An 18,693-nucleotide genomic window follows, 5' to 3' on the forward strand; every position below is an offset into this window, starting at 1 on the left:
CCTCCTTATCTTTGATGCTTCTTATGATAAAGGAGGTATGTCAGAGGAATATCAGAGGTGAGTTTGAAAAAGAGATTTTAATTGCTCGCGAAGTACTTCTACTTTATAAGGTTTGACGAACTCTTCATAATAAGTGTCTCTTTGCTTTAAAAGGTGTTTGTCCTTGCATTCCTTCTCTAAGTAAAAGGTAAGGATGGCAATGGATAAGCCAATATGGGAGTTGAAGTGGGATCGCTTTAGCGTATCCATTCCTTCTTGAATGTGGTTGAGTCCATCTGTTTTCTTTCCGTCGATTATCTCCATGATTCCTTTAAGTACAGTGAAAATCCCTTTCTCTCTCTGATAAGGGCGTTTTTGAAAAAAATCCTCTAGAAGTTTTTTTTCTGCTAACGTTTGTTGTTTGTTCCCATTGCAAATGGCATACATCATCTTTGTCAGTCTGAAAAATGGATAGAAGCTTTGATCAGGTGAGATTATTTTCGTTTCAGTATAGGCGATGGTCTCAGACGTTTCTTTGATATTTCGACTCAGCAAATTAAAAAGAATGGTGCTAAGTGTTTCGACTTCAAGCTGCTGTTCTGAAGGGAAGAGGTTCTTTTTCCGGGCTTGATTAAAATAATGAACTGTATGCGGAGCGCCCTCAATCAAGAGGTGAATCCACAGTAAAAATAAAGCTTTTTCATGAAAAGAAATGGAAGAATCATTTACGATGGCATGATACTCTCCCGACATAAACGCAAGTGGAATCCGTAAATTTTGAGGTGGTTCGATCCCAAATGCGGGATTATCTAACAAAGATTTGATAGCTAGACCATTCCCGTATAAATGGTAGGTATGCAAGAGTTCTGTGCTAGAAGCAAGAAATGTTGGATCTGTGATGATTGGTTTCACTTCTGAACGTGGAAGGACGGTCAGTTGGTACCCAAGGCCTCTTATGGTTTCAATTTTCACCATATTACTTAGAGGCTGAAGCTTCTTTCTTAGGCGGTAAATATGATCATCTACTGTGCGATCAGTAGGGTAGGCATCACTCCACACAGCCTCAAGAAGAGCATCTCTGCTAAAAACATGATTAGGGTGCAGGTATAAATACTGACATAATTCAAATTCCTTACGCAAAAGCTGAATGCTTTGATCAAAATAACGAATGGTATAGTTAGAAAGTTGAAAGGAAAGGGTGTCCATATGCTCACCTCAAAAAGTATATTCTCTTTCATAGTATAAGATGTGTGCGAGGAAAAATATAGAAAATAATGATTGGTACATTCATTTACATATCAAATTTTAGTCGCATAGGCACTCATGGAATTTGTCATTTTTTACTTTCATACTTGCGAAAAGGGCGCACATCAACGAAAATATAAGGAATAGGTAGCATATAATAGAATGAACGTAAATGTGTAGGAGAAGAAAGAAGGTACGTTAGTATGATCGAGATCCATTCCAAAGAAAGTGAAATGCTTCAATTACTTGAGAAACTGGTCAATATTGATAGTGGTTCAACAAATAAAGCTGGAGTAGATAAAATTGGTGAGATTGTAGCAGCAGAGTTTAAGTCGCTAGGCTATGATGTACGTGTGATTGGAAATAATGAGGTTGGCAACCATTTGGTTATCAATCACCCAGAGGCCGAGCACACAGATATTTTAATTGTTGCCCATATGGATACGGTTTTTGAAGATGGCACCGCGAGCGCTAGGCCGTTTCGAATTGATGAAGAGAAAGGACGTGCCTATGGTCCTGGCGTCATAGATATGAAAGCCAGTCTCGTTTCTGTTCTCTATGCGCTTCGTGCGTTGAAAAATGAGAATGATAAGGCGTATAAAAATGTTCGGATTGTCTTAAATAGTGATGAAGAAATCGGATCGAGAACGTCTCGCTCTTTAATCGAACAAGAAACAAAAGGGATTGCTTATGCGCTCATAATGGAACCTGCTAGAAAAGATGGTTCACTTGTAACGGAACGACGTGGCAGTGGGCGATACAAAATAGAAGTACAAGGCCTCGCTGCTCATTCAGGGATTGAACCGGAAAAAGGCAGAAGTGCGATTGAAGAACTCGCTCATAAAATTGTGAAACTTCATGAATTAAATGATCATGAACATGGGATTTCAGTAAATGTCGGCATCATTGAAGGGGGAAATGCAGTGAATACCATCTCTTCCTCAGCTATAGGACATGTTGATGTACGTGTGGCAACACCTGAGCAAGCAAGTGAGATGGAGTATAAGATTGAAGAGGTATGTGCTTCAACCGATGTACGAGGAACCACGATCGCCTTAACGGGTGATATTAGTCGCCCGCCGATGCTTAAAAATGAAAAGATAGCCAAGTTGTTTCAAATCGTACAAGATGTCGGTCGAGAGCTTGGCATGGAGATTAAAGATACAAAGACGGGCGGCGGGTCAGATGCTTCATTTACGGCTGCGATGGGAATCCCCACCATTGACGGACTTGGGCCGATCGGTGGGAATGCGCATAGTGAAGATGAGTATTTGGAGATAGCATCCTTAACAGAACGAACAAGATTGCTGGCCAAAATTATTCAAAGACTACATGTAGATAAATAGAGTGATCAACTTAAGAAAGAACTTGCCAATTGCTGGTAGGTTCTTTCTTCATGTTTAGAGATCATAAAACAGGGTATTTTTCTATTAACAAACATTAATTTAACTATAACAGGAGGTTCTATCAATGGCACAGTCAAAAGTAACTCATACACCATATGCACAAGCACCCTCAGCTAAAAATGAAAAAGGTGGAAGTTTAGTGAAGGGGATCGTAATCGGAGCAGCAGTCGGAGCAGCTGTCGCAATGTTAGACCCTAAAACAAGAAACCGTATCACAACAGCAACGAGTGACATGAAAGACCAAACGATGGATATGTACACAAAAGTAAAAGAAAACCCTGAAGAAGTGAAAACAGATGTTCAAGCAAGAATTCAATCTGCTTCCGCTGTCTTAAAGGAAGCGATTACAGAGGCAAAGGATTTATATGAACGTGTAAATGGTGACATCAAAGAACAAATCAATGACGTTAAGGAAGACTCAATGGATATTGTAAACCAAGCACAAGAATTAAAAGATGATGTGAAAGATATCGGCGGGAAAGTAGCTCAAGTAAAAGACGAGATCAACCCAGACGCCACACAATCAACTAACACAAGCAATATTCCCGGTGAAGTTGGAAAAGATAAATTTTAATGAAGAAAAAGCGAAGCTGCGTGCTTCGCCTTTTTTTGATTAATTGAACAGTTAGTTGCTTAAAATGTTTAAACGTTCGCACAGTGGGTTATATAGATATAGGGGTATTAATCACCTATAAATAAGGAGGCTTTCAAATGTTCCATGTAACAGTAAAATCACCTGATTCCATTGATGTAGCAGTTGAAAAATTAGTAACAAACTTAAAAGAGCAAGAATTTGGTGTGCTATGGGATTTTGATTTACGTTCCAAGTTAGAAGAAAAGGGACAAACGTTCGATGAGGACTTCCGTGTTCTTGAGGTTTGTAACCCGAAAGTGGCGAAGGATGTTCTTTCAAGGAACTTACTTGCTGGATATTTCCTTCCATGTAAAATGGTTGTCTATGTAGACCAGGGTGTGACGAAGATTGGAATGCCTAAACCAACTCATTTAATCTCAGCACTAGAAGATAAGGAATTAACAAGTCATGCAAAAGACGTTGAAGAGCGTTTAACGATTGCGATGAATCAGACAATAAGTGGATAAATATGGAAGTTGAAGCGACAAGGAATGAAACTTGTCGCTCTTTATCATGTTAATCGTTATGGATCCATTTTCGCACATCAACTTGTAGAAGCTCTTCTAAGTCATCAATCAGTATAACGAAATGCTCGATATTTTCTATTTGTTGATCGCTTCCGTATCGTTGTGTTAAGAATCTACGCACAGAGGGGATATGGACCGAGAAAGATGTCTCGTGATCGGCTACTCGCATCAATTCTCCAAGGGTGACCGTCAAACCTTTAAACTCCTCGTGAAAATCTTCCGCATGAAACCGTTCAAAAGGAACGTCTAGTTGATAGGTAGGTTTCAGCTGATCAGTGGTGGCTGGCACTATGAGCAGCTTAGGGTAAAGATGGCCATCGATTTCATCGTAATACACACGCATGTTTTACACCTCTTTAAATGTATGAATGCTACTATACTATCATCTAACAAGCTACTTATCAGCTCCAGCATATTATCGTGAAACGAGAAGGTGTGACCTCAATAAATTACATAATTCATTTCTGTGTGTACAGACACGGCCAAGCCCAATTCGACATATGAATAAAGAAACGACATATCAGGGGGTGAGGTCGTGTCTGGAATGCTAGCGGCACTTTCTTATTTTATTAAAGAAGTGATTGTGTTTGTTTCCTATGTAAAAAACAACGCGTTTCCGCAGCCATTAAAAAAAGATGAGGAACGGAAATACTTAAAGCTGATGCAAGAAGGGGACGCAGAAGCACGAAATCTGCTTATAGAACATAACTTAAGACTTGTTGCCCATATTGTTAAGAAGTTTGAAAACACGAGAGAAGACACAGAAGATTTGATTTCAATTGGGACGATTGGTCTAATTAAAGCAATTGAGAGCTATTCAGATGGAAAAGGGACGAAGCTTGCAACCTATGCAGCGAGGTGTATTGAAAATGAAATTCTCATGCACCTACGCGCACTAAAGAAAGTCAAAAAAGACGTCTCTCTACATGACCCTATTGGAACGGATAAGGAAGGCAATGAAATCTCTCTTATTGATGTCTTACAAGAAGACGCCGATGATATTGTCGATGTGATCCAAACGAAAATGGAGAAATTGCAAATTTACGAATATATTCATGTGCTCGATGATCGTGAGAAAGAAGTGATCGTTGGCCGCTTCGGACTTGATATGGAAGAAGAACGGACGCAACGTGAGATCGCTAAGGAACTTGGAATATCCCGGAGCTATGTTTCTAGGATTGAAAAGCGGGCATTAATGAAGTTATTTCATGAGTTTTATAAGCATAGTCAAGGAAAAGGTTAGAAGGAACAGCTGGCGTGTGCCGGCTGTTTTTGCTATGTTCGAGACTTGTTACGGATGGTTTTCCAATTAAAAACCAGGGTAATCCTCAACTCATTTGGGTATGAGGATAAAGGCTACCTTATATCTTCTTTCATTTAAGGGAAGAATAATTTCAAGCAAATTTGGTATAGAAATTCCTGGGAGTGTTCCTAATTGAGTAAACAATTTATCAATGAAGCATTTTGGATTAGAGCGATCGCATGTTTAGCTGTAGCAACCACTCACGCAGTTGACACAACGCTTGCTAATTATGAATATAGCGCCAATCAACTAGAAGAGCATCTGTTGATCTTAATTCGATTCATGGCGTATTTTGGTACACCTGCATTTGTTTTCTTATCAGAACTTTTGTTAGCAAGGTCTTATCCAAACTATGTACCACAAGGCTTTTTCAAAAAAAGAATCAAGTTCTTGCTTATCCCTTTTATCTCCATTGGTATCCTATTTGCTTTTCTCATCTCGCATTCCTGGCAAGAAGGCTTACGTCAAGCCTTTGTGCACATCTTTCTAGGAGGATATTATGGGTATTTTATTTTAATCATTTTTCAATTTTATATTTTGCACGTTTTACTGCAAAAGTATTTAAGAAACTGGTCTCCAAAAATAGCTTTAAGTATTGCTTTTGCTATAAATGTATTGTACTTAAGTTTCTTTAATTTTACCGAACCTATGAATAATGCAGCAGCCGAATATATATGGTTAAGAGGCTATTGGGTTCCCTTTCTAGGATGGATCTTCTATTTTGTCCTAGGGTACTATTGTGGCAAAAACTTCGAGATATTAAAGGAGAAGCTTTTTGAAAATAAGAAGAAAATCTTACTTCTTCCGTTTCTATCAATTGCGCTCATTGTCGTATTAGTCCTTACAGAAATTTTGCACGTCGTCTCATCCAAACGAGTGGACATGCTCCTCTACACGATGAGTATGATCTTTGCGATTATTGCTATTACAATGACAATTGACAGGGTTCCTGTTTTTATAAAAATCATTAGTAAATATTCGTTTAATATTTATCTCATACACAAGTTTATTTTATACTTGATGCCAACGATTGATTTTCTAAACCCGCTCCTCTATTTCGTTTTCGTCTATATGGTAGCTGTAGGAGGATCCATCATACTAGCTAAGCTCTTATCTAAGGTGAAATTCAGCCAGTATCTTATTGGAAAGCAATTGGTGGTACCAAACGACTCAGATTTATCACGAGGAAAGGGTAGTTAGTTTAATTCATCAGATAAAAAGGAATAGGAAGATTGAATCTGTTAGAAGAAAGCTTTCGGTGTAAACTTAAATGGTATCTAAGAACTTAGAAAGGTAGAGGTGGTAAGGGATGAAGAAAGCAAAAATAGTAATAGGAAGCATGACCTTAGCAACTGCATTGGCACTGTCTGCTTGTGGTGACACCGAGGATATTAATCCAGATGAGAAAATGAATGCGGATTCGGAGGAAAGTGCTGAGATGGACCATTCTGAAATGGATGAACATGCTCATATGGATCACTCTAGTTCAGGAGAAGTGCCTGATGGTTTAGAAGAAGCAGAGAATCCAACATTTGAAGTTGGGAGCCAAGCCATGATCACAGATGGACATATGCCAGGAATGGAAGGTGCTGAGGCAACAATTGTTGGGGCATATAACACGATGGTATATGCCGTTTCCTACGATCCAACTGATGGTGGACCAAGAGAAGAAAATCATAAATGGGTCATTCATGAAGAGCTTGAAGAAGCACAAGAGGAACCATTTGAAGCAGGAGATGAGGTCACTCTAGAGGCAGACCATATGGAGGGCATGCAAGGAGCAATGGCAGTCATCGATTCCGCTGAAGATACAACCGTATATATGGTTGATTTCACATTGACTGATAGTAGAGAAGAAGTTGAAAATCATAAGTGGGTCACAGAAGAGGAATTATCAGAGATAGATGAGTGATAGAAAAGAAAGAGATAGCCGCAGTGATGCGGCTATCTCTTTCTTTGTATGGGGTTTTAAAATGAAATACTAATATGATCGTTACCTGTCGAATAGTAGATATTAGTAAATGTTTACATTATGAATGTAAGAGTTTGGAAAACAACACAGAGCAAATGGATGTAGCTGAGACCCATAGTAAAAAATAACAAGTTTTCACACAATGTTCTTAATTTAACTCGAACGCATAGCTACACTCATCGTTCGTCACCTTCTACATTCGTTCGACAGGTATCGACGTGACAGACTCTCTGAATGCCTTTATAATAGGGGAACGTATGAGGAAGCAGGTGTTTTAAAAAGTGTTAGATTATACCATTCATAAAAAAGATAGTAGTTTAGAAGATGTTGTTTTCATTCATGGATTTGGTGGGAACTCAAAAATTTTCAATCTACAACTTAAATCATATAAAGAACATTTTAATGTTATTACCATTGAATTACCTGGACACGGGGAGTCAGCTGATGTTGATTCCTATAAGGAGTCATTTTCATGGCAACTCGCTGCGCGGGAAGTGGTGAAAACACTCGAACAATTAGGTGTGAAAAAAGCCCACTTTGTTGGGGTTTCTCTAGGTACGATTATTATTCATCAAATTTTACAAGACACTCCTGCTCGTGTGAAAAGTGTCGTGATGGCTGGTACGGTAACAAGATTTAATTTGACCTCAAAAGCGTTGCTTACATTTGGTAAGCTCATCAAACCTTTCACACCGCATTTATGGATCTACAAGCTTTTTGCCCAGATTATGATGCCAAAAGCAAATCACAAAAAATCAAGAGATAGCTTCATTCGCGAAGCTGTGAAAATGAAGAGGAAGAACTTTATGGGTTGGTATGATGCGGTACAAACGATTGAAACAACCTATACGAAGGTTCAAGAAAAAGCCTCGCATATAAAGAAACTATACATTTCCGGAAGCGAAGATCACTTTTTTATTGATACGCTAAAAGATGATATTAAAACCGATCCCAATGCGCAAATGATTATATTTGAAAAATGTGGTCACCTTTGTAACATTGAAAAGTACCGAAAGTTTAACGAGGTTTCCGTATCGTTTCTACTTGATCAAGTAGAAAAGGTCAGGAAGATTTCTTAATGACAAACACAAATGGAGTGAATAGATAAATGAACATTTTTTTAACGGGTTCTACAGGCTTTCTAGGTGGTAAGCTCATAAAGAATCTAGTAAGCAACTCCTCACATAGCGTATATGTCCTTGTACGGAATGTTGAAAAAGGAGAGCGTATCAAATCGACTTTTACACCTGAAGAACAAGGCCGTATCCATCTCATAAAAGGCGACATTACGCTGCCATCTTGTGGGTTGTCATCTAAAGATTTATTAACAGTGATGAATAAGGTGGATACATTCTACCATTTAGCTGCGCTTGTGAAATTTGATTTGGATTTACGAGAAGAGCTATTTGCGGTTAACTATGAGGGAACGAAGCATGCACTTGAGTTAGCGACTGAAATCGGAGCAAAAGCATTTCATTATGTCAGCACGGCCTATACAGTCGGAAAACGAACTAGAGGTGTTGAAGAATTATACGATCCAGACGTCGCCTACAATAACCCGTACGAAGAAAGTAAAGTAAAATCCGAGCATCTCGTATTCTCTTATGCTGATAAGATGGATGTTTCCATATTCAGACCTTCTATTATCGTCGGTGATTCGAAGACTGGAGAAGCTGATTCGGAATTTACTTTATATGGCTTCATGCGTGCCCTTGATCTTTTCAAACGAAAGGTTAACAGACGGCAAGCAGGTCAAGAGATGACGTATCGCTTAGTTGCGAATAAAGAAGGGACATCAAACTTAGTGCCGGTTGATTATGTAGCTGATATTTTAGCACTTGCAGCAACAGAAGCTGAGCGAAACCATATTTATAATATTACAAATCCTTATCCGCCAAAAAATATCGATCTCCTTAACATGCTTAAGCAAGCATTGCAATTTGATAATTTATCAGTGGTGGAGGATGCTTCCAACTATGAACTCAATCCTGCTGAAGAGAAATTGAATTGTATGGTCGATGTATTTAATGATTACTTAGCAGGAGCGATCCAGTTTGAAGATACTAATACACAAAAGCTCATTAAGCACTCACCTTTAGAGCATTTAAATATGTCTGAAGTAACAGTTAAAATGATTATGAACGCTTATTTTGAAACCCAATTAGTAAAAGGGTAGCACTTAACTTAACTGTATTAATACTTGAAACACCGGCAAATTGCCGGTGTTTTTTGTCGGTGTTGGAGATCTTTATACAAGCCTCAGAAGTTTGAAGACTATAGAACATCAGCTCAACAGCAAAATGCATCAACGGAAGAACTCTCTCAACAGTGAAGTGAGAATTTATTTACAAAATGATATATCAAGTTATTTTATAAAGTAGGAGCAAGAGATAGAGAGCCTCTCTAATTTTTACTAGATAGGAGAGGGTGAAGTTATGACCACCAAATAAAAAAGAGTTTTTCTTATTTATCAGGAATCTACTTTTCGAACGTATATTGCTAAGTAAAGGATATAGTTATGTACACACCCTAGATAAAATCACTCAGTTACTAATTATGTTTCATACATTAAAGCCAGATATCATTTATTTGAAATTGATTCCTACTATCAAATGAAATAAATATATGAGATAGTGAATGATCCAAATATGATTCTATCAAATGCAGATCGTTTGTGGTGTTGTGGTTGGTTAGGGTGAAGACATCCGCTTAACTAGAATTGCGTACATATGTATATAGCAAAACCTTACGATATCAACTATATAACGTAAAAATTTTTAAAAAGATTATTTGGAATGTTGGAAGGAAGGAGTGTTGAAGTCGTTCCGAATTAGTAGGGAATGGGTAGGAGGTTATTTCAAGGATGTGGTTGAGATGTTGCAAATTCCAGAGATCATGGAAAAAGATATCTTTTCAAAATAAAAATAATTAGTAATGTGATTGATACGAACTGTTTTCAACAGAACAGCACTTAATTGAATAATTTCTTCTTTAATTTGTTGCTTAAGTTGATCATTAGGGCAGGCTAAATATTCCTCAGATAATTTTTCGATTTCTCTTTTAAAAATTGCCTGTTCTATCATCGATAACATAGTTAAGCACCTCTTGCATAATAGTTTAGTGTCTGTAAATTAGTACCCTGCTAGCAAAAAGGTTAAACCTATATATGGGCATAAAGTCTGGTTTCTTTTGTGATGAAGTGGTTTTTTATTTAAATATTTTTGAAGAAAATAGGAGAATGAACATTATTTAGCGTTTGAGGACAATGTTCATAGCCCATGTTCAACTTTACACCTTATTGGGTATAGTAGGAGTGAAGTGAAAATGTATTACTCTAACTGTGGCTATTATTCAAAATCGAGGTGTAAACATGCAAGCACATTCACATAAGCATTTTATGGTTGTTTTTTTTCTCATCCTACTTAGTTTTTCGGTGACCACTTATGTTGTCATAATGGGGTATACAGCCACGATTGATCGGTATGTAATAGAAAAGATCATTCCAACTCATACCGAATCATTAACAGCTGCGATGCAATTTTTTAGTTTTATTGGGGATATTGTTCCCGCGGTTATTATTTCACTTATATGTATCATGATCATTTACTTAACCTATAAAAAATGGCAAGAGGTGTTTCTCTTTATTGCGGTTATGATTGGGTCGACAGCTCTTAATACTTTCACGAAGTGGATGATTAAAAGGGAGAGGCCCGAATCAACGTTTGTGTATGAAGCGGGCTTTAGTTATCCGAGCGGACACACGATGGCTGCCATGTCATTATATGGGATTATTATCTTTTTGTTTTGGAAGCATACAAGACATGCAGTTGCACGCGTAAGTATTCTAGTATTTGGTATAACAATGATTGTAACGATTGCATTTAGCCGCCTTTATCTAGGAGTTCATTATATCAGTGATATCATTGGGGGAGTTCTGCTAAGTGGATTATGGTTGTATGTAACGATTTATGTGTATCAATATTTGATCGAAAAACAGTCGGAAGAGTCGTAACAAATGAAGAGGCTGGGAAAAAAGCATTTTAACTAATGGAAAATCGAACATTACTGATGCGGTCTGTATCACCTCTGCTTTTTATCCCGCAGGAGGTCTGCGCATATTTCATCCGCTCATTTAGCGCTTCGTTCGTATCCTGAGTTAAACCTCTTAGATATGTCCTAGCCCCTCAGTATGTCTTTAACCTTTAAACTCAATGTCTAACTCTTGACCATTATCAAAGTCCACTTCAAGCTCAAATTTTTTACGTCATCTTTGTTTAAACCAAGCTGTGATAAAGTAGTGTTAATTACTTCATCACGGTTAGATGATGGGGTTAGAGCTAGCTTAGACATAAAATCTTGTACTTTAGTTGCGGCATCTTGCCCATAGACGACAGGTTCACCAGGAACTTGATACTTAGCTTCAATGGAACTACCTTTTACTTCATACTCTTAATCATATTTGTTGCCATCTTTAAGATCAATTTCTAATTCAAAATCAATAATGCTTGGTACTGCATATCCAACGTTGGTCATAACTCCTGTTACTAAGCCGACAATTAATAATGAGCACAGTAAAAATCGTAACTTCATCGAAAACCCTCTTCAAGCTAAATTTTTTTCATATTTAAGATGCACATTGACTGGGAGATTATGCTGTTTTAATGAAATAGCTTCTTTTTTTATTTCATAACAACTTACGCTACAATAAGGTTTAATTTAAAGAGAGGAGAGTCAACGATTGAACAATACATATAAAAACATACTTGCTATTGGAGTAGGTGGAGCAATTGGGACGTTTCTACGCTATTTCTTTAACGTATTAACATTAGAATTGGGTTATCCTCTTGGGACCATTATTGAGAATCTTGGTGGAAGCTTATTATTAGGCTTTCTAACTGCATGGTTTATCGTCTTTATACCAAGAGAGTGGATAAAAGTAGGGTTAGGTGTAGGTCTTTGTGGCGGTTTTACGACGATGTCAACGTTCGCAGCTGATTCGATTTTCCTTTACAGTCGTACTCCTATAGATGCGATTTTCTATATCGTTCTATCGCTTTTTGGAGGCATCTTATTTGCTCTTGGAGGCTATTTAGTAGCAACTAGATTGGCAACAAAGACGCGACAGAAAATGGAAGGGGGCCGTTAGTTAATGAATGTACTTTTACTTGCACTAGGCGGTGGAATTGGTGCGATTGCTAGGTATCTCGTTGGCTTAGCAATGATGAAACGATATCTAGATCCTCCATTTCCAGTCGCTATGCTCGTGGTTAATCTCATTGGATCCTTTGGCCTCGGAGCATTTTTTGGTGGTTATTTTCAAGAAATTCCTCTAGGAGCTTATGAAGACCCTTTATTCTTAACAGTAGGGATTGGTTTTTTCGGGGCTTTTACCACCTATTCCACTTTTAGTGTTGAAGCATCTATGCTGCTCAAAGCCAAACAGTGGAGAAAATTAAGTCTATACATAGGGTTTAGTATCATTGGATCTATTCTCTTCTTTTTGCTCGGTTTTTCGATGTTGGTCGCATTTACAAGCTAAGAACAGTTCATTTATTGGCTGTTCTTTTTGTCATTATTTCCCTATATTTGCATAAAATAAATACGAACGTGCATTCCTTTTTTGGTTGATTAAAGAACGTTTGTTCGTTTATAATGATGACAAATATATGTGAGGTGCAGACCATGCAAGGGCTATTAATGAGAGCGATGGAACGAAAGGAAAAGGTAGAGATGATTTATCTATCAGCTAATGGAGAACTGACACAGCGAGTGATTGATGTTGTCAACTTGAATGACCAGCATGTTATTGCGTATTGTTATACGAGGAAAGAACGTCGATTATTCAAATTAGACAATATTCTATCTTTAAGTAACAAAGTCAGGCGATTTGCTCAGTAAAAAGAACCTTGCTCCAGGTTCTACGGAGCAAGGTTCATCTAAGATCTATTAACCGATTGCTTTTGTTAAGGCAGGAATGATTTGTTTCTTTCTTGATACAACACCTTTAAGCAGGGCAGTGTTTTCTGTAACAGCAACGTCAAAAGCTTCTTCTACTTTTGCAACGCCATTGCCATACGTTAAAATGGTAGAGTCGCCTTCTAAAATATCTGTAATCGCAAGAACGAATACTTCTAAGTTTTTAGATTCAATCGTCGCATTGATTTCCTCAGCAATTTCTTCTTTTCGTGCTAAGACTTCAGCTACATCCACTGTATTTACTTGTGCAACTTCCACTAACTTTTCACCCATTGGAAATTCTTTACTATCAATGGAGATGATTTGCTTTGCTGAGCGATTTTCAAGCTTTGTACCAGCTTTCAGCATATCAAGGCCATACTCATCAAGGTTAATTTCAGCAATCTCAGCCAGACTCTTTGCAGCTTCTACATCTTCATCCGTGCATGTTGGTGATTTAAATAATAATGAATCAGAAATAATAGCTGATACCATTAAACCTGCCATTTGCTTTGTGATCTCAACATTGTTTTCACGATACATTTTATGAAGAATTGTTGTCGTACATCCAACAGGTTCAACACGGAAGTTAAGAGGTTCTTTTGTTTGGAAGTTAGCGATACGGTGGTGATCAATTACTTCGATAATCTTCACGCTCTCAATATCACTCACACTTTGTTGGAACTCATTGTGATCAACAAGAGCTACTTGCTCCACTTCATTTGACACATTTTCGACTAGACGAGGCTTTTCAGCTTGAAAGAAATTAAGGGCGAAAGCAGTTTCTTCATTGATTTCTCCTAAACGAACTGGTTCGACGTTCATCCCTAATTTACTTTTTAAATCTGCATAAACAAGAGCAGAACAGATCGTATCCGTATCTGGATTCTTATGTCCGAACACTAAAACTTTTTCGTTACTCATTAGTAAGGCACCTCTTTATCAAGTTTTTGTATGTAATTGCCATCCATTCTCACTGATTCATTTTACATGAAAGGTGCTGATTCTTCAATCCTCTCATGGGCTTAAGCATGATCTTTTAAAAATATGAAACCTTTTAAAGCGAGCGACGTAGAAGGGTAAAGTGATTATTTAGAAAATTGTGTTATTGTAAGAAGGATTAGTAAGGGGGGATGTGTATGGCCATTGATTGGAAAGAGAGAATGCTTAATAAAAATGAATGGGCAAATGGTTGGTACAGGTTACTTGCTGCGTTTTATGACTTTTTATTTTTGTCATTAGTGATGATCCTAGCAGCTGCTGGTACGACTTCTTGGTTAATGGTGAAGTCGCAATCTCCATATGATGATGCAGCTGGTTTCTCGTATTATGTGTGGCAAAATGAATTTGATTTGCTTCTGATTAATTGGGGAATATTGGCGATCGTCTTTATTGGTGTGCATCTACTCTATGTCATTCGGGCACGTCGTTCTTTTGGAATGATGATTGTTGACCTACATGTTTACGATGAAAAAGCAGAAAAGCCAAGCGTATGGCGCTTACTGTACCGTGAGCTTTTGAAGTATATCCTTTTTCCGTTTATGATTGTGTCCTTTTTCAAAAAAGAACGACCTATATACGAAAAAATCACCAAAACCTATTTAGTGAAATAGACATTAAAATGATGGTCATAATGGAGGTTTGAGTGAATGAAGTGGGATTTAGATAGGATCAAGCCAAAGGGTCTTCCAGAAATAGAAGTTAAGAAGGCACTAAACGAGGTAGACCAGCGACTGGCAACGTTTGTGGTTGATAGAAATACAGCGAAAGAAGAAGGTATTATCCAAAATGTGCTTGAGGCGCAAGACATCTATCAAGAGTGGTATCAACTCTTTGAATACGTCATCTGCTTACATTCGATTGATACGACCAATGATGATGCAGCAGTTTGGCTTCATTCTGTAAATGAAGTGTATAGCCGTTATCAGATGCTTGAGACGACGTTAGACCAACTGTTTGCCAGTGCTTCAGAAAGAGATTGGGGAGCCGTCCTTCAAGATAGACGAGTAAGAGATATTGAAGTGCTCCTAGATCGCAGACGTCATCAGCAATTACAGTTGAATAATGACTCGATTGAAGCAGCGATGAAGTCCTTGCAAGCAGATGGCCTGCATGCATGGGGAGAGATGAATCAGCTAGCTGCTAGTAAGGTTTCCATTACATTGAATGAAAAGGAAGTCAAGGCACAAAATGTTCCTGCTCTCATTTACTATGGGGCGGACAGGGAGATTCGCCTAAAAGGATTTGAACAGTGGAAAACGGCTTGGGAGAGAGAAGCTCCAATCTGTGCAAAAGCGATGAATCATATTGCGGGATTTCGATTGAGTCAGTACAAAGCACGTGGTTGGGATTCCTATTTAAAAGAATCATTAGATGCTAATCGATTAACAGAGGAGACTTTAGATGCGATGTGGCAAGCGGTACTGGAAAATAGACAGCCATTCTATGATTATATTAAGCAAAAGAAAGATTTGTTTCAGGCAACGGAATTATCTTGGACAGATCAATTTGCTCCTCTAGCATTAGAGCAACAAGGAAAAGTTGTCCCCTTTAAAGAAGGCGTCGCTTTTATTGAGAATCATCTACATTCCTTTGACCCTAAGCTAGCTGAATTTACACGACAAATCATTAAGGACCACTGGGTTGACTCACAACCTAGTGAGCTTAAAAGTCCAGGCGCATTTTGTGCACCGATGCCTATTAATAAAGAATCAAGGATTTTCATGCACTATCATGAGAACCTTGAAAGTGTTGGCGTGTTGGCACATGAAATCGGACATGCCTATCATTACCGATTATTGCAGGAGCTACCTATGTATCGACAGGATTGTCCGATAGTCATGGCTGAGCTTGCTTCTACATTGACAGAGACGATCGTGATGCGAGCAGCGATTGAGGCAGCAACCGATCCAATGGAAAAACTCAACTTGTTAAATCAGCAACTTGTAAGAGACTTAGTTACCATCTTAAATAGCTATATTCGTCACCAGTTTGAAGTCAAACTCTATGAGAAACGAAAGAGTGGCTTTGTGAAAGCGAGTGAGTTGAATCAGTTGATGGAAGATGTCCAAAAAGAGGTAATGGGTGATCTCTTTAATACTTACGATCCAACGTTTTGGGCGTCGTTACGTCATTTTTACTTCACTCATAAGCCATTTGGTCATTATCCGTACACGATTGCCCATTTATTAAGCATCGGTTTTTATACAGTTCTCGAAAAAACTGATCGGCCAGGAGTGTTATTTGACGAAATATTAATCGATGCATCTATTCTTTCAGTTGAAGAGCTTGTAGAAAAGCATACGGGGATGGATCCAACAAGCTCTGAGTTTTGGGCATTGAGTTTAGAGAAAGTGTTTGATGATATCAAATTATTTATTGAAATTAGCGATGGAGTAAAAAAAGGAGAAGCGAATAAATAAGCTTCTCTTTTTTTATTTTTAAATGAATGGAAAATTAAGCTTGTCATTATTGACCGAATTATAGGAAAATAGAAGAGTTCTATTAAATATGAAGGAGATGGCATAATGGTAACGAGCATAAAAGAGACAACGACATTACATAACGGTGTGAAGATGCCTTGGTTTGGTCTTGGCGTATATAAAGTGAAAGATGGCTCTGAGGCTGCTGATTCTGTTCAAACTGCAATGAAAAATGGCTATCGCAGCATTGATACAGCTGCAATTTATAAAAATGAAGAAGGGGTTGGCAAAGGGATTAAAGAAGCTGGTGTTTCCCGAGACGAACTATTTATTACATCGAAAGTGTGGAATGCTGATCAAGGATATGATACGACTCTTGCTGCATTTGACGCTAGTTTAAAAAGGTTAGACCTCGATTATCTTGATTTGTATCTTATTCATTGGCCGGTTGAGGGGAAATTTGTTGAGACATGGAAGGCACTAGAGAAGCTATACAAGGAAGGGCGAGTAAGGGCAATTGGTGTTAGTAACTTCCATATCCATCACTTAGAAGAATTATTGAAAGAAGCTGAGATCAAGCCAATGATTAATCAAGTTGAATATCATCCACACCTCACACAAGTAGAGCTTCGTGAGTTTTGTGAAAAAGAAGGCATTCAGCTTGAAGCTTGGTCACCATTAAAGCAAGGTGAATTATTAGAGGACGAAACGATTAAGCAAATCGCCGAGTCTTATCGAAAGTCACCTGCTCAAATTATTTTACGTTGGGACCTTCAAAATAAAGTTATTACGATTCCAAAATCAATAAAGGATTACAGAATTGCTGCTAATGCTGACATCTTTGACTTTGAGTTAAATGCAGAAGATATGGAACGTATCAATGCCTTAAATAAAAATGAGCGTTGTGGTCCAGATCCAGATCATTTCGATTTTTAATTGATAAAGAGACACCATTCCTTTGGGGTAGGTGTCTTTTTGTTAAATTAATTAACACATCCGCCCATGGGCTCATATAGTGAATATGGGGGTGTGATGATGAATTACTACGGATCGAATCAACAACCTTTTAATCACGCATATACTTTAAATGATTTATTGAAGGGTAAAAACCTAGACTTTATTGCAGCGGCTCTACTCGTAAGTGGGAAATTAAAAGTCGATTCGGTTGAGTTGTTTAGAGGATCCCCGGTCATTGTTGTTTCTTTACTTGGAGCTTATCAGACCTTAGCTGATACAAAGGCTGGGGAGATGGAAGAATTCCTAAAAGAAAATGGTGACGTCACCCTTGATGAACTTTATGAGGGTATGAAAAAGAGAATGCCTAAAAATAGGAAGGGGTAAACCAAGTGATGAAGCCTCCTTGCAATCAACCTCAATTTGATGGAGCCAGTTTTCCAGGATTAATTATTGTTGGCGTATTAATTGCTTTATTGGTGTTTGGTTCGACTGACATTCGAGATTTAACGGATGCTCCAGAATGATAGGGAAATGGGGATTTCATTTGGAGATAATGTCATTCCCCATATTGTTCTCTTTGTATTGAAGGAAATAAACGGAATATGTCGAATACACAGTTTGTGGAAGTATGTGGATAGAATCATAGACGGGTGTAGCACCCAGCATCAAAACAGGTTTTAGTTTGGACAAGTTATCAGTGATTAAGGAGTGTTAAGCTTTATGAAAGTGATACGTAATCAGGGCTCGGTTGATATGGAACAAATGCTATCTAAGCCATTGTTTGCCCACCTTGCAACTGTAGAGGAGGGGGTACCTAAAGATTCTCCGGTCTGGTTTTTATGGGAAGAAGAACACATTTGGATACTTGGCAGTACGTCTGCGGATCGTTTCCCTCATAGACTGAAACAAAACCCTACATGTGCTATCGGCATCATCGATTATGAAAAGGCGACTGGAAAGGTCATACATATCGGTTTCAGAGGGGAAGCAAGCGTTGAACCATTTGACTCTGAAAGGGCTAATCGGTTGTTAAGGCGTTATTTAGGTCCAAATACAGATACTTGGGATTCTCGTTTTACAACTTTTGATGAGCAAACCATCCTCGTTCGAGTGAAGCCTGAGACGGTGGTGGTAAGAGATCAGTCCTACAAAGTGCAAATTACATAGGCTACTAACAGTTTAAAGAGCGTATTCAATACCCCTATCCCAACAAGATAATTTTAAATGTTTTGCTTGGACTTGTTTCTGTTTTTAAAGAGGTGAGGTGATTAAATGTAGGTTTTCTCCTTTATG

At 38.1% G+C, this 18,693-nt stretch carries 23 protein-coding genes and 1 pseudogene; 18 read left to right on the plus strand and 6 right to left on the minus strand.

Features of this window, described 5'->3' with window-relative positions; all coding sequences use genetic code 11:
* Positions 1–51: 51 nt before the first annotated feature.
* Positions 52–1,185, minus strand: coding sequence for a winged helix-turn-helix domain-containing protein (locus RYX56_RS01285; RefSeq protein WP_317120331.1), 1,134 nt, complete (start codon positions 1,183–1,185; stop codon positions 52–54).
* 242 nt (positions 1,186–1,427) lie between these two features.
* Here RYX56_RS01285 and RYX56_RS01290 point away from each other — a divergent pair, with 242 nt between their 5' ends.
* From RYX56_RS01290 to RYX56_RS01300, 3 genes are all read left to right on the plus strand, one after another.
* Complete coding sequence (locus tag RYX56_RS01290) at positions 1,428–2,570, plus strand: M20 family metallopeptidase (RefSeq protein WP_317120332.1); 1,143 nt, start codon at positions 1,428–1,430, stop codon at positions 2,568–2,570.
* Positions 2,571–2,694: 124 nt separating this feature from the next.
* The gene (locus RYX56_RS01295) at positions 2,695–3,204 is read left to right on the plus strand and encodes a YtxH domain-containing protein (RefSeq protein ID WP_317120333.1); all 510 of its coding nucleotides are present in this window, start codon (positions 2,695–2,697) and stop codon (positions 3,202–3,204) included.
* Positions 3,205–3,341: 137 nt separating this feature from the next.
* Positions 3,342–3,731, plus strand: a complete 390-nt coding sequence (locus tag RYX56_RS01300; protein WP_317120334.1) for a DUF302 domain-containing protein — start codon at positions 3,342–3,344, stop codon at positions 3,729–3,731.
* Positions 3,732–3,780: 49 nt separating this feature from the next.
* Here the strand turns inward: RYX56_RS01300 and RYX56_RS01305 are convergent, their stop codons facing one another.
* Positions 3,781–4,134 (minus strand): hypothetical protein, encoded by a 354-nt coding sequence (locus RYX56_RS01305; protein ID WP_317120335.1) that lies wholly within the window; start codon positions 4,132–4,134, stop codon positions 3,781–3,783.
* A 192-nt stretch (positions 4,135–4,326) separates the two neighbouring features.
* Between RYX56_RS01305 and sigK the strand changes: the two genes are divergently transcribed.
* The 5 genes from sigK to RYX56_RS01330 all read left to right on the plus strand — a co-directional run bounded on the left by sigK (position 4,327) and on the right by RYX56_RS01330 (position 9,242).
* Complete coding sequence (gene sigK, locus RYX56_RS01310) at positions 4,327–5,034, plus strand: RNA polymerase sporulation sigma factor SigK (protein ID WP_317120336.1); 708 nt, start codon at positions 4,327–4,329, stop codon at positions 5,032–5,034.
* Between the two features lie 192 nt (positions 5,035–5,226).
* Positions 5,227–6,294 (plus strand): acyltransferase family protein, encoded by a 1,068-nt coding sequence (locus tag RYX56_RS01315; RefSeq protein ID WP_317120337.1) that lies wholly within the window; start codon positions 5,227–5,229, stop codon positions 6,292–6,294.
* 109 nt (positions 6,295–6,403) lie between these two features.
* Positions 6,404–7,006 (plus strand): YdhK family protein, encoded by a 603-nt coding sequence (locus tag RYX56_RS01320; protein WP_317120338.1) that lies wholly within the window; start codon positions 6,404–6,406, stop codon positions 7,004–7,006.
* 341 nt (positions 7,007–7,347) lie between these two features.
* Positions 7,348–8,145: an alpha/beta fold hydrolase gene (locus RYX56_RS01325; RefSeq protein WP_317120339.1), complete on the plus strand. Its 798-nt coding sequence runs from the start codon at positions 7,348–7,350 to the stop codon at positions 8,143–8,145.
* A 29-nt stretch (positions 8,146–8,174) separates the two neighbouring features.
* On the plus strand, positions 8,175–9,242 hold the full coding sequence (locus RYX56_RS01330; protein WP_317120340.1) for an SDR family oxidoreductase: 1,068 nt from the start codon (positions 8,175–8,177) through the stop codon (positions 9,240–9,242).
* Positions 9,243–9,918: 676 nt separating this feature from the next.
* On the opposite strand, the gene RYX56_RS01335 is transcribed toward RYX56_RS01330, so the two are convergent.
* Positions 9,919–10,158: a hypothetical protein gene (locus RYX56_RS01335; RefSeq protein WP_317120341.1), complete on the minus strand. Its 240-nt coding sequence runs from the start codon at positions 10,156–10,158 to the stop codon at positions 9,919–9,921.
* 278 nt (positions 10,159–10,436) lie between these two features.
* On the opposite strand from RYX56_RS01335, the gene RYX56_RS01340 reads away from it, so the two are divergent.
* The gene (locus RYX56_RS01340) at positions 10,437–11,078 is read left to right on the plus strand and encodes a phosphatase PAP2 family protein (RefSeq protein WP_317120342.1); all 642 of its coding nucleotides are present in this window, start codon (positions 10,437–10,439) and stop codon (positions 11,076–11,078) included.
* Positions 11,079–11,281: 203 nt separating this feature from the next.
* Here the strand turns inward: RYX56_RS01340 and RYX56_RS25795 are convergent.
* Together RYX56_RS25795 and RYX56_RS01345 are read right to left on the minus strand one after the other, a co-directional pair.
* A pseudogene (locus RYX56_RS25795) lies at positions 11,282–11,503 on the minus strand (YusW family protein); the annotation flags it as partial.
* A gap of 12 nt (positions 11,504–11,515) precedes the next feature.
* Positions 11,516–11,656, minus strand: a complete 141-nt coding sequence (locus RYX56_RS01345; RefSeq protein ID WP_317120343.1) for a hypothetical protein — start codon at positions 11,654–11,656, stop codon at positions 11,516–11,518.
* Between the two features lie 148 nt (positions 11,657–11,804).
* Here RYX56_RS01345 and RYX56_RS01350 point away from each other — a divergent pair, with 148 nt between their 5' ends.
* The 3 genes from RYX56_RS01350 (at position 11,805) to RYX56_RS01360 (ending at position 12,964) form a co-directional block, all read left to right on the plus strand.
* The gene (locus RYX56_RS01350) at positions 11,805–12,212 is read left to right on the plus strand and encodes a fluoride efflux transporter FluC (RefSeq protein WP_317120344.1); all 408 of its coding nucleotides are present in this window, start codon (positions 11,805–11,807) and stop codon (positions 12,210–12,212) included.
* A gap of 3 nt (positions 12,213–12,215) precedes the next feature.
* On the plus strand, positions 12,216–12,605 hold the full coding sequence (crcB, locus tag RYX56_RS01355) for a fluoride efflux transporter CrcB (protein ID WP_317120345.1): 390 nt from the start codon (positions 12,216–12,218) through the stop codon (positions 12,603–12,605).
* A gap of 143 nt (positions 12,606–12,748) precedes the next feature.
* Positions 12,749–12,964 (plus strand): WYL domain-containing protein, encoded by a 216-nt coding sequence (locus RYX56_RS01360; protein ID WP_317120346.1) that lies wholly within the window; start codon positions 12,749–12,751, stop codon positions 12,962–12,964.
* Between the two features lie 48 nt (positions 12,965–13,012).
* Here the strand turns inward: RYX56_RS01360 and RYX56_RS01365 are convergent, their stop codons facing one another.
* On the minus strand, positions 13,013–13,945 hold the full coding sequence (locus RYX56_RS01365; RefSeq protein WP_317120347.1) for a manganese-dependent inorganic pyrophosphatase: 933 nt from the start codon (positions 13,943–13,945) through the stop codon (positions 13,013–13,015).
* Positions 13,946–14,160: 215 nt separating this feature from the next.
* On the opposite strand from RYX56_RS01365, the gene RYX56_RS01370 reads away from it, so the two are divergent.
* From RYX56_RS01370 to RYX56_RS01395, 6 genes are all read left to right on the plus strand, one after another.
* Positions 14,161–14,634: an RDD family protein gene (locus RYX56_RS01370; RefSeq protein ID WP_317120348.1), complete on the plus strand. Its 474-nt coding sequence runs from the start codon at positions 14,161–14,163 to the stop codon at positions 14,632–14,634.
* Positions 14,635–14,670: 36 nt separating this feature from the next.
* Positions 14,671–16,443, plus strand: a complete 1,773-nt coding sequence (locus tag RYX56_RS01375) for a M3 family oligoendopeptidase (RefSeq protein WP_317120349.1) — start codon at positions 14,671–14,673, stop codon at positions 16,441–16,443.
* Positions 16,444–16,548: 105 nt separating this feature from the next.
* The gene (gene pgoN / locus RYX56_RS01380; protein WP_317120350.1) at positions 16,549–17,379 is read left to right on the plus strand and encodes a glyoxal/methylglyoxal reductase; all 831 of its coding nucleotides are present in this window, start codon (positions 16,549–16,551) and stop codon (positions 17,377–17,379) included.
* Between the two features lie 96 nt (positions 17,380–17,475).
* Positions 17,476–17,784 carry a hypothetical protein gene (locus tag RYX56_RS01385; RefSeq protein WP_317120351.1) on the plus strand — a complete coding sequence of 103 codons (309 nt, stop codon included), beginning with the start codon at positions 17,476–17,478 and terminating at the stop codon, positions 17,782–17,784.
* 5 nt (positions 17,785–17,789) lie between these two features.
* Positions 17,790–17,924, plus strand: coding sequence for a hypothetical protein (locus RYX56_RS01390; protein WP_317121321.1), 135 nt, complete (start codon positions 17,790–17,792; stop codon positions 17,922–17,924).
* Positions 17,925–18,120: 196 nt separating this feature from the next.
* Positions 18,121–18,567: a pyridoxamine 5'-phosphate oxidase family protein gene (locus tag RYX56_RS01395; protein ID WP_317120352.1), complete on the plus strand. Its 447-nt coding sequence runs from the start codon at positions 18,121–18,123 to the stop codon at positions 18,565–18,567.
* The last annotated feature ends 126 nt before the right edge of the window (positions 18,568–18,693 follow it).

The organism is Alkalihalophilus lindianensis, assembly GCF_032843265.1.
GTDB lineage: Bacteria > Bacillota > Bacilli > Bacillales > Bacillaceae_D > Alkalihalophilus > Alkalihalophilus lindianensis.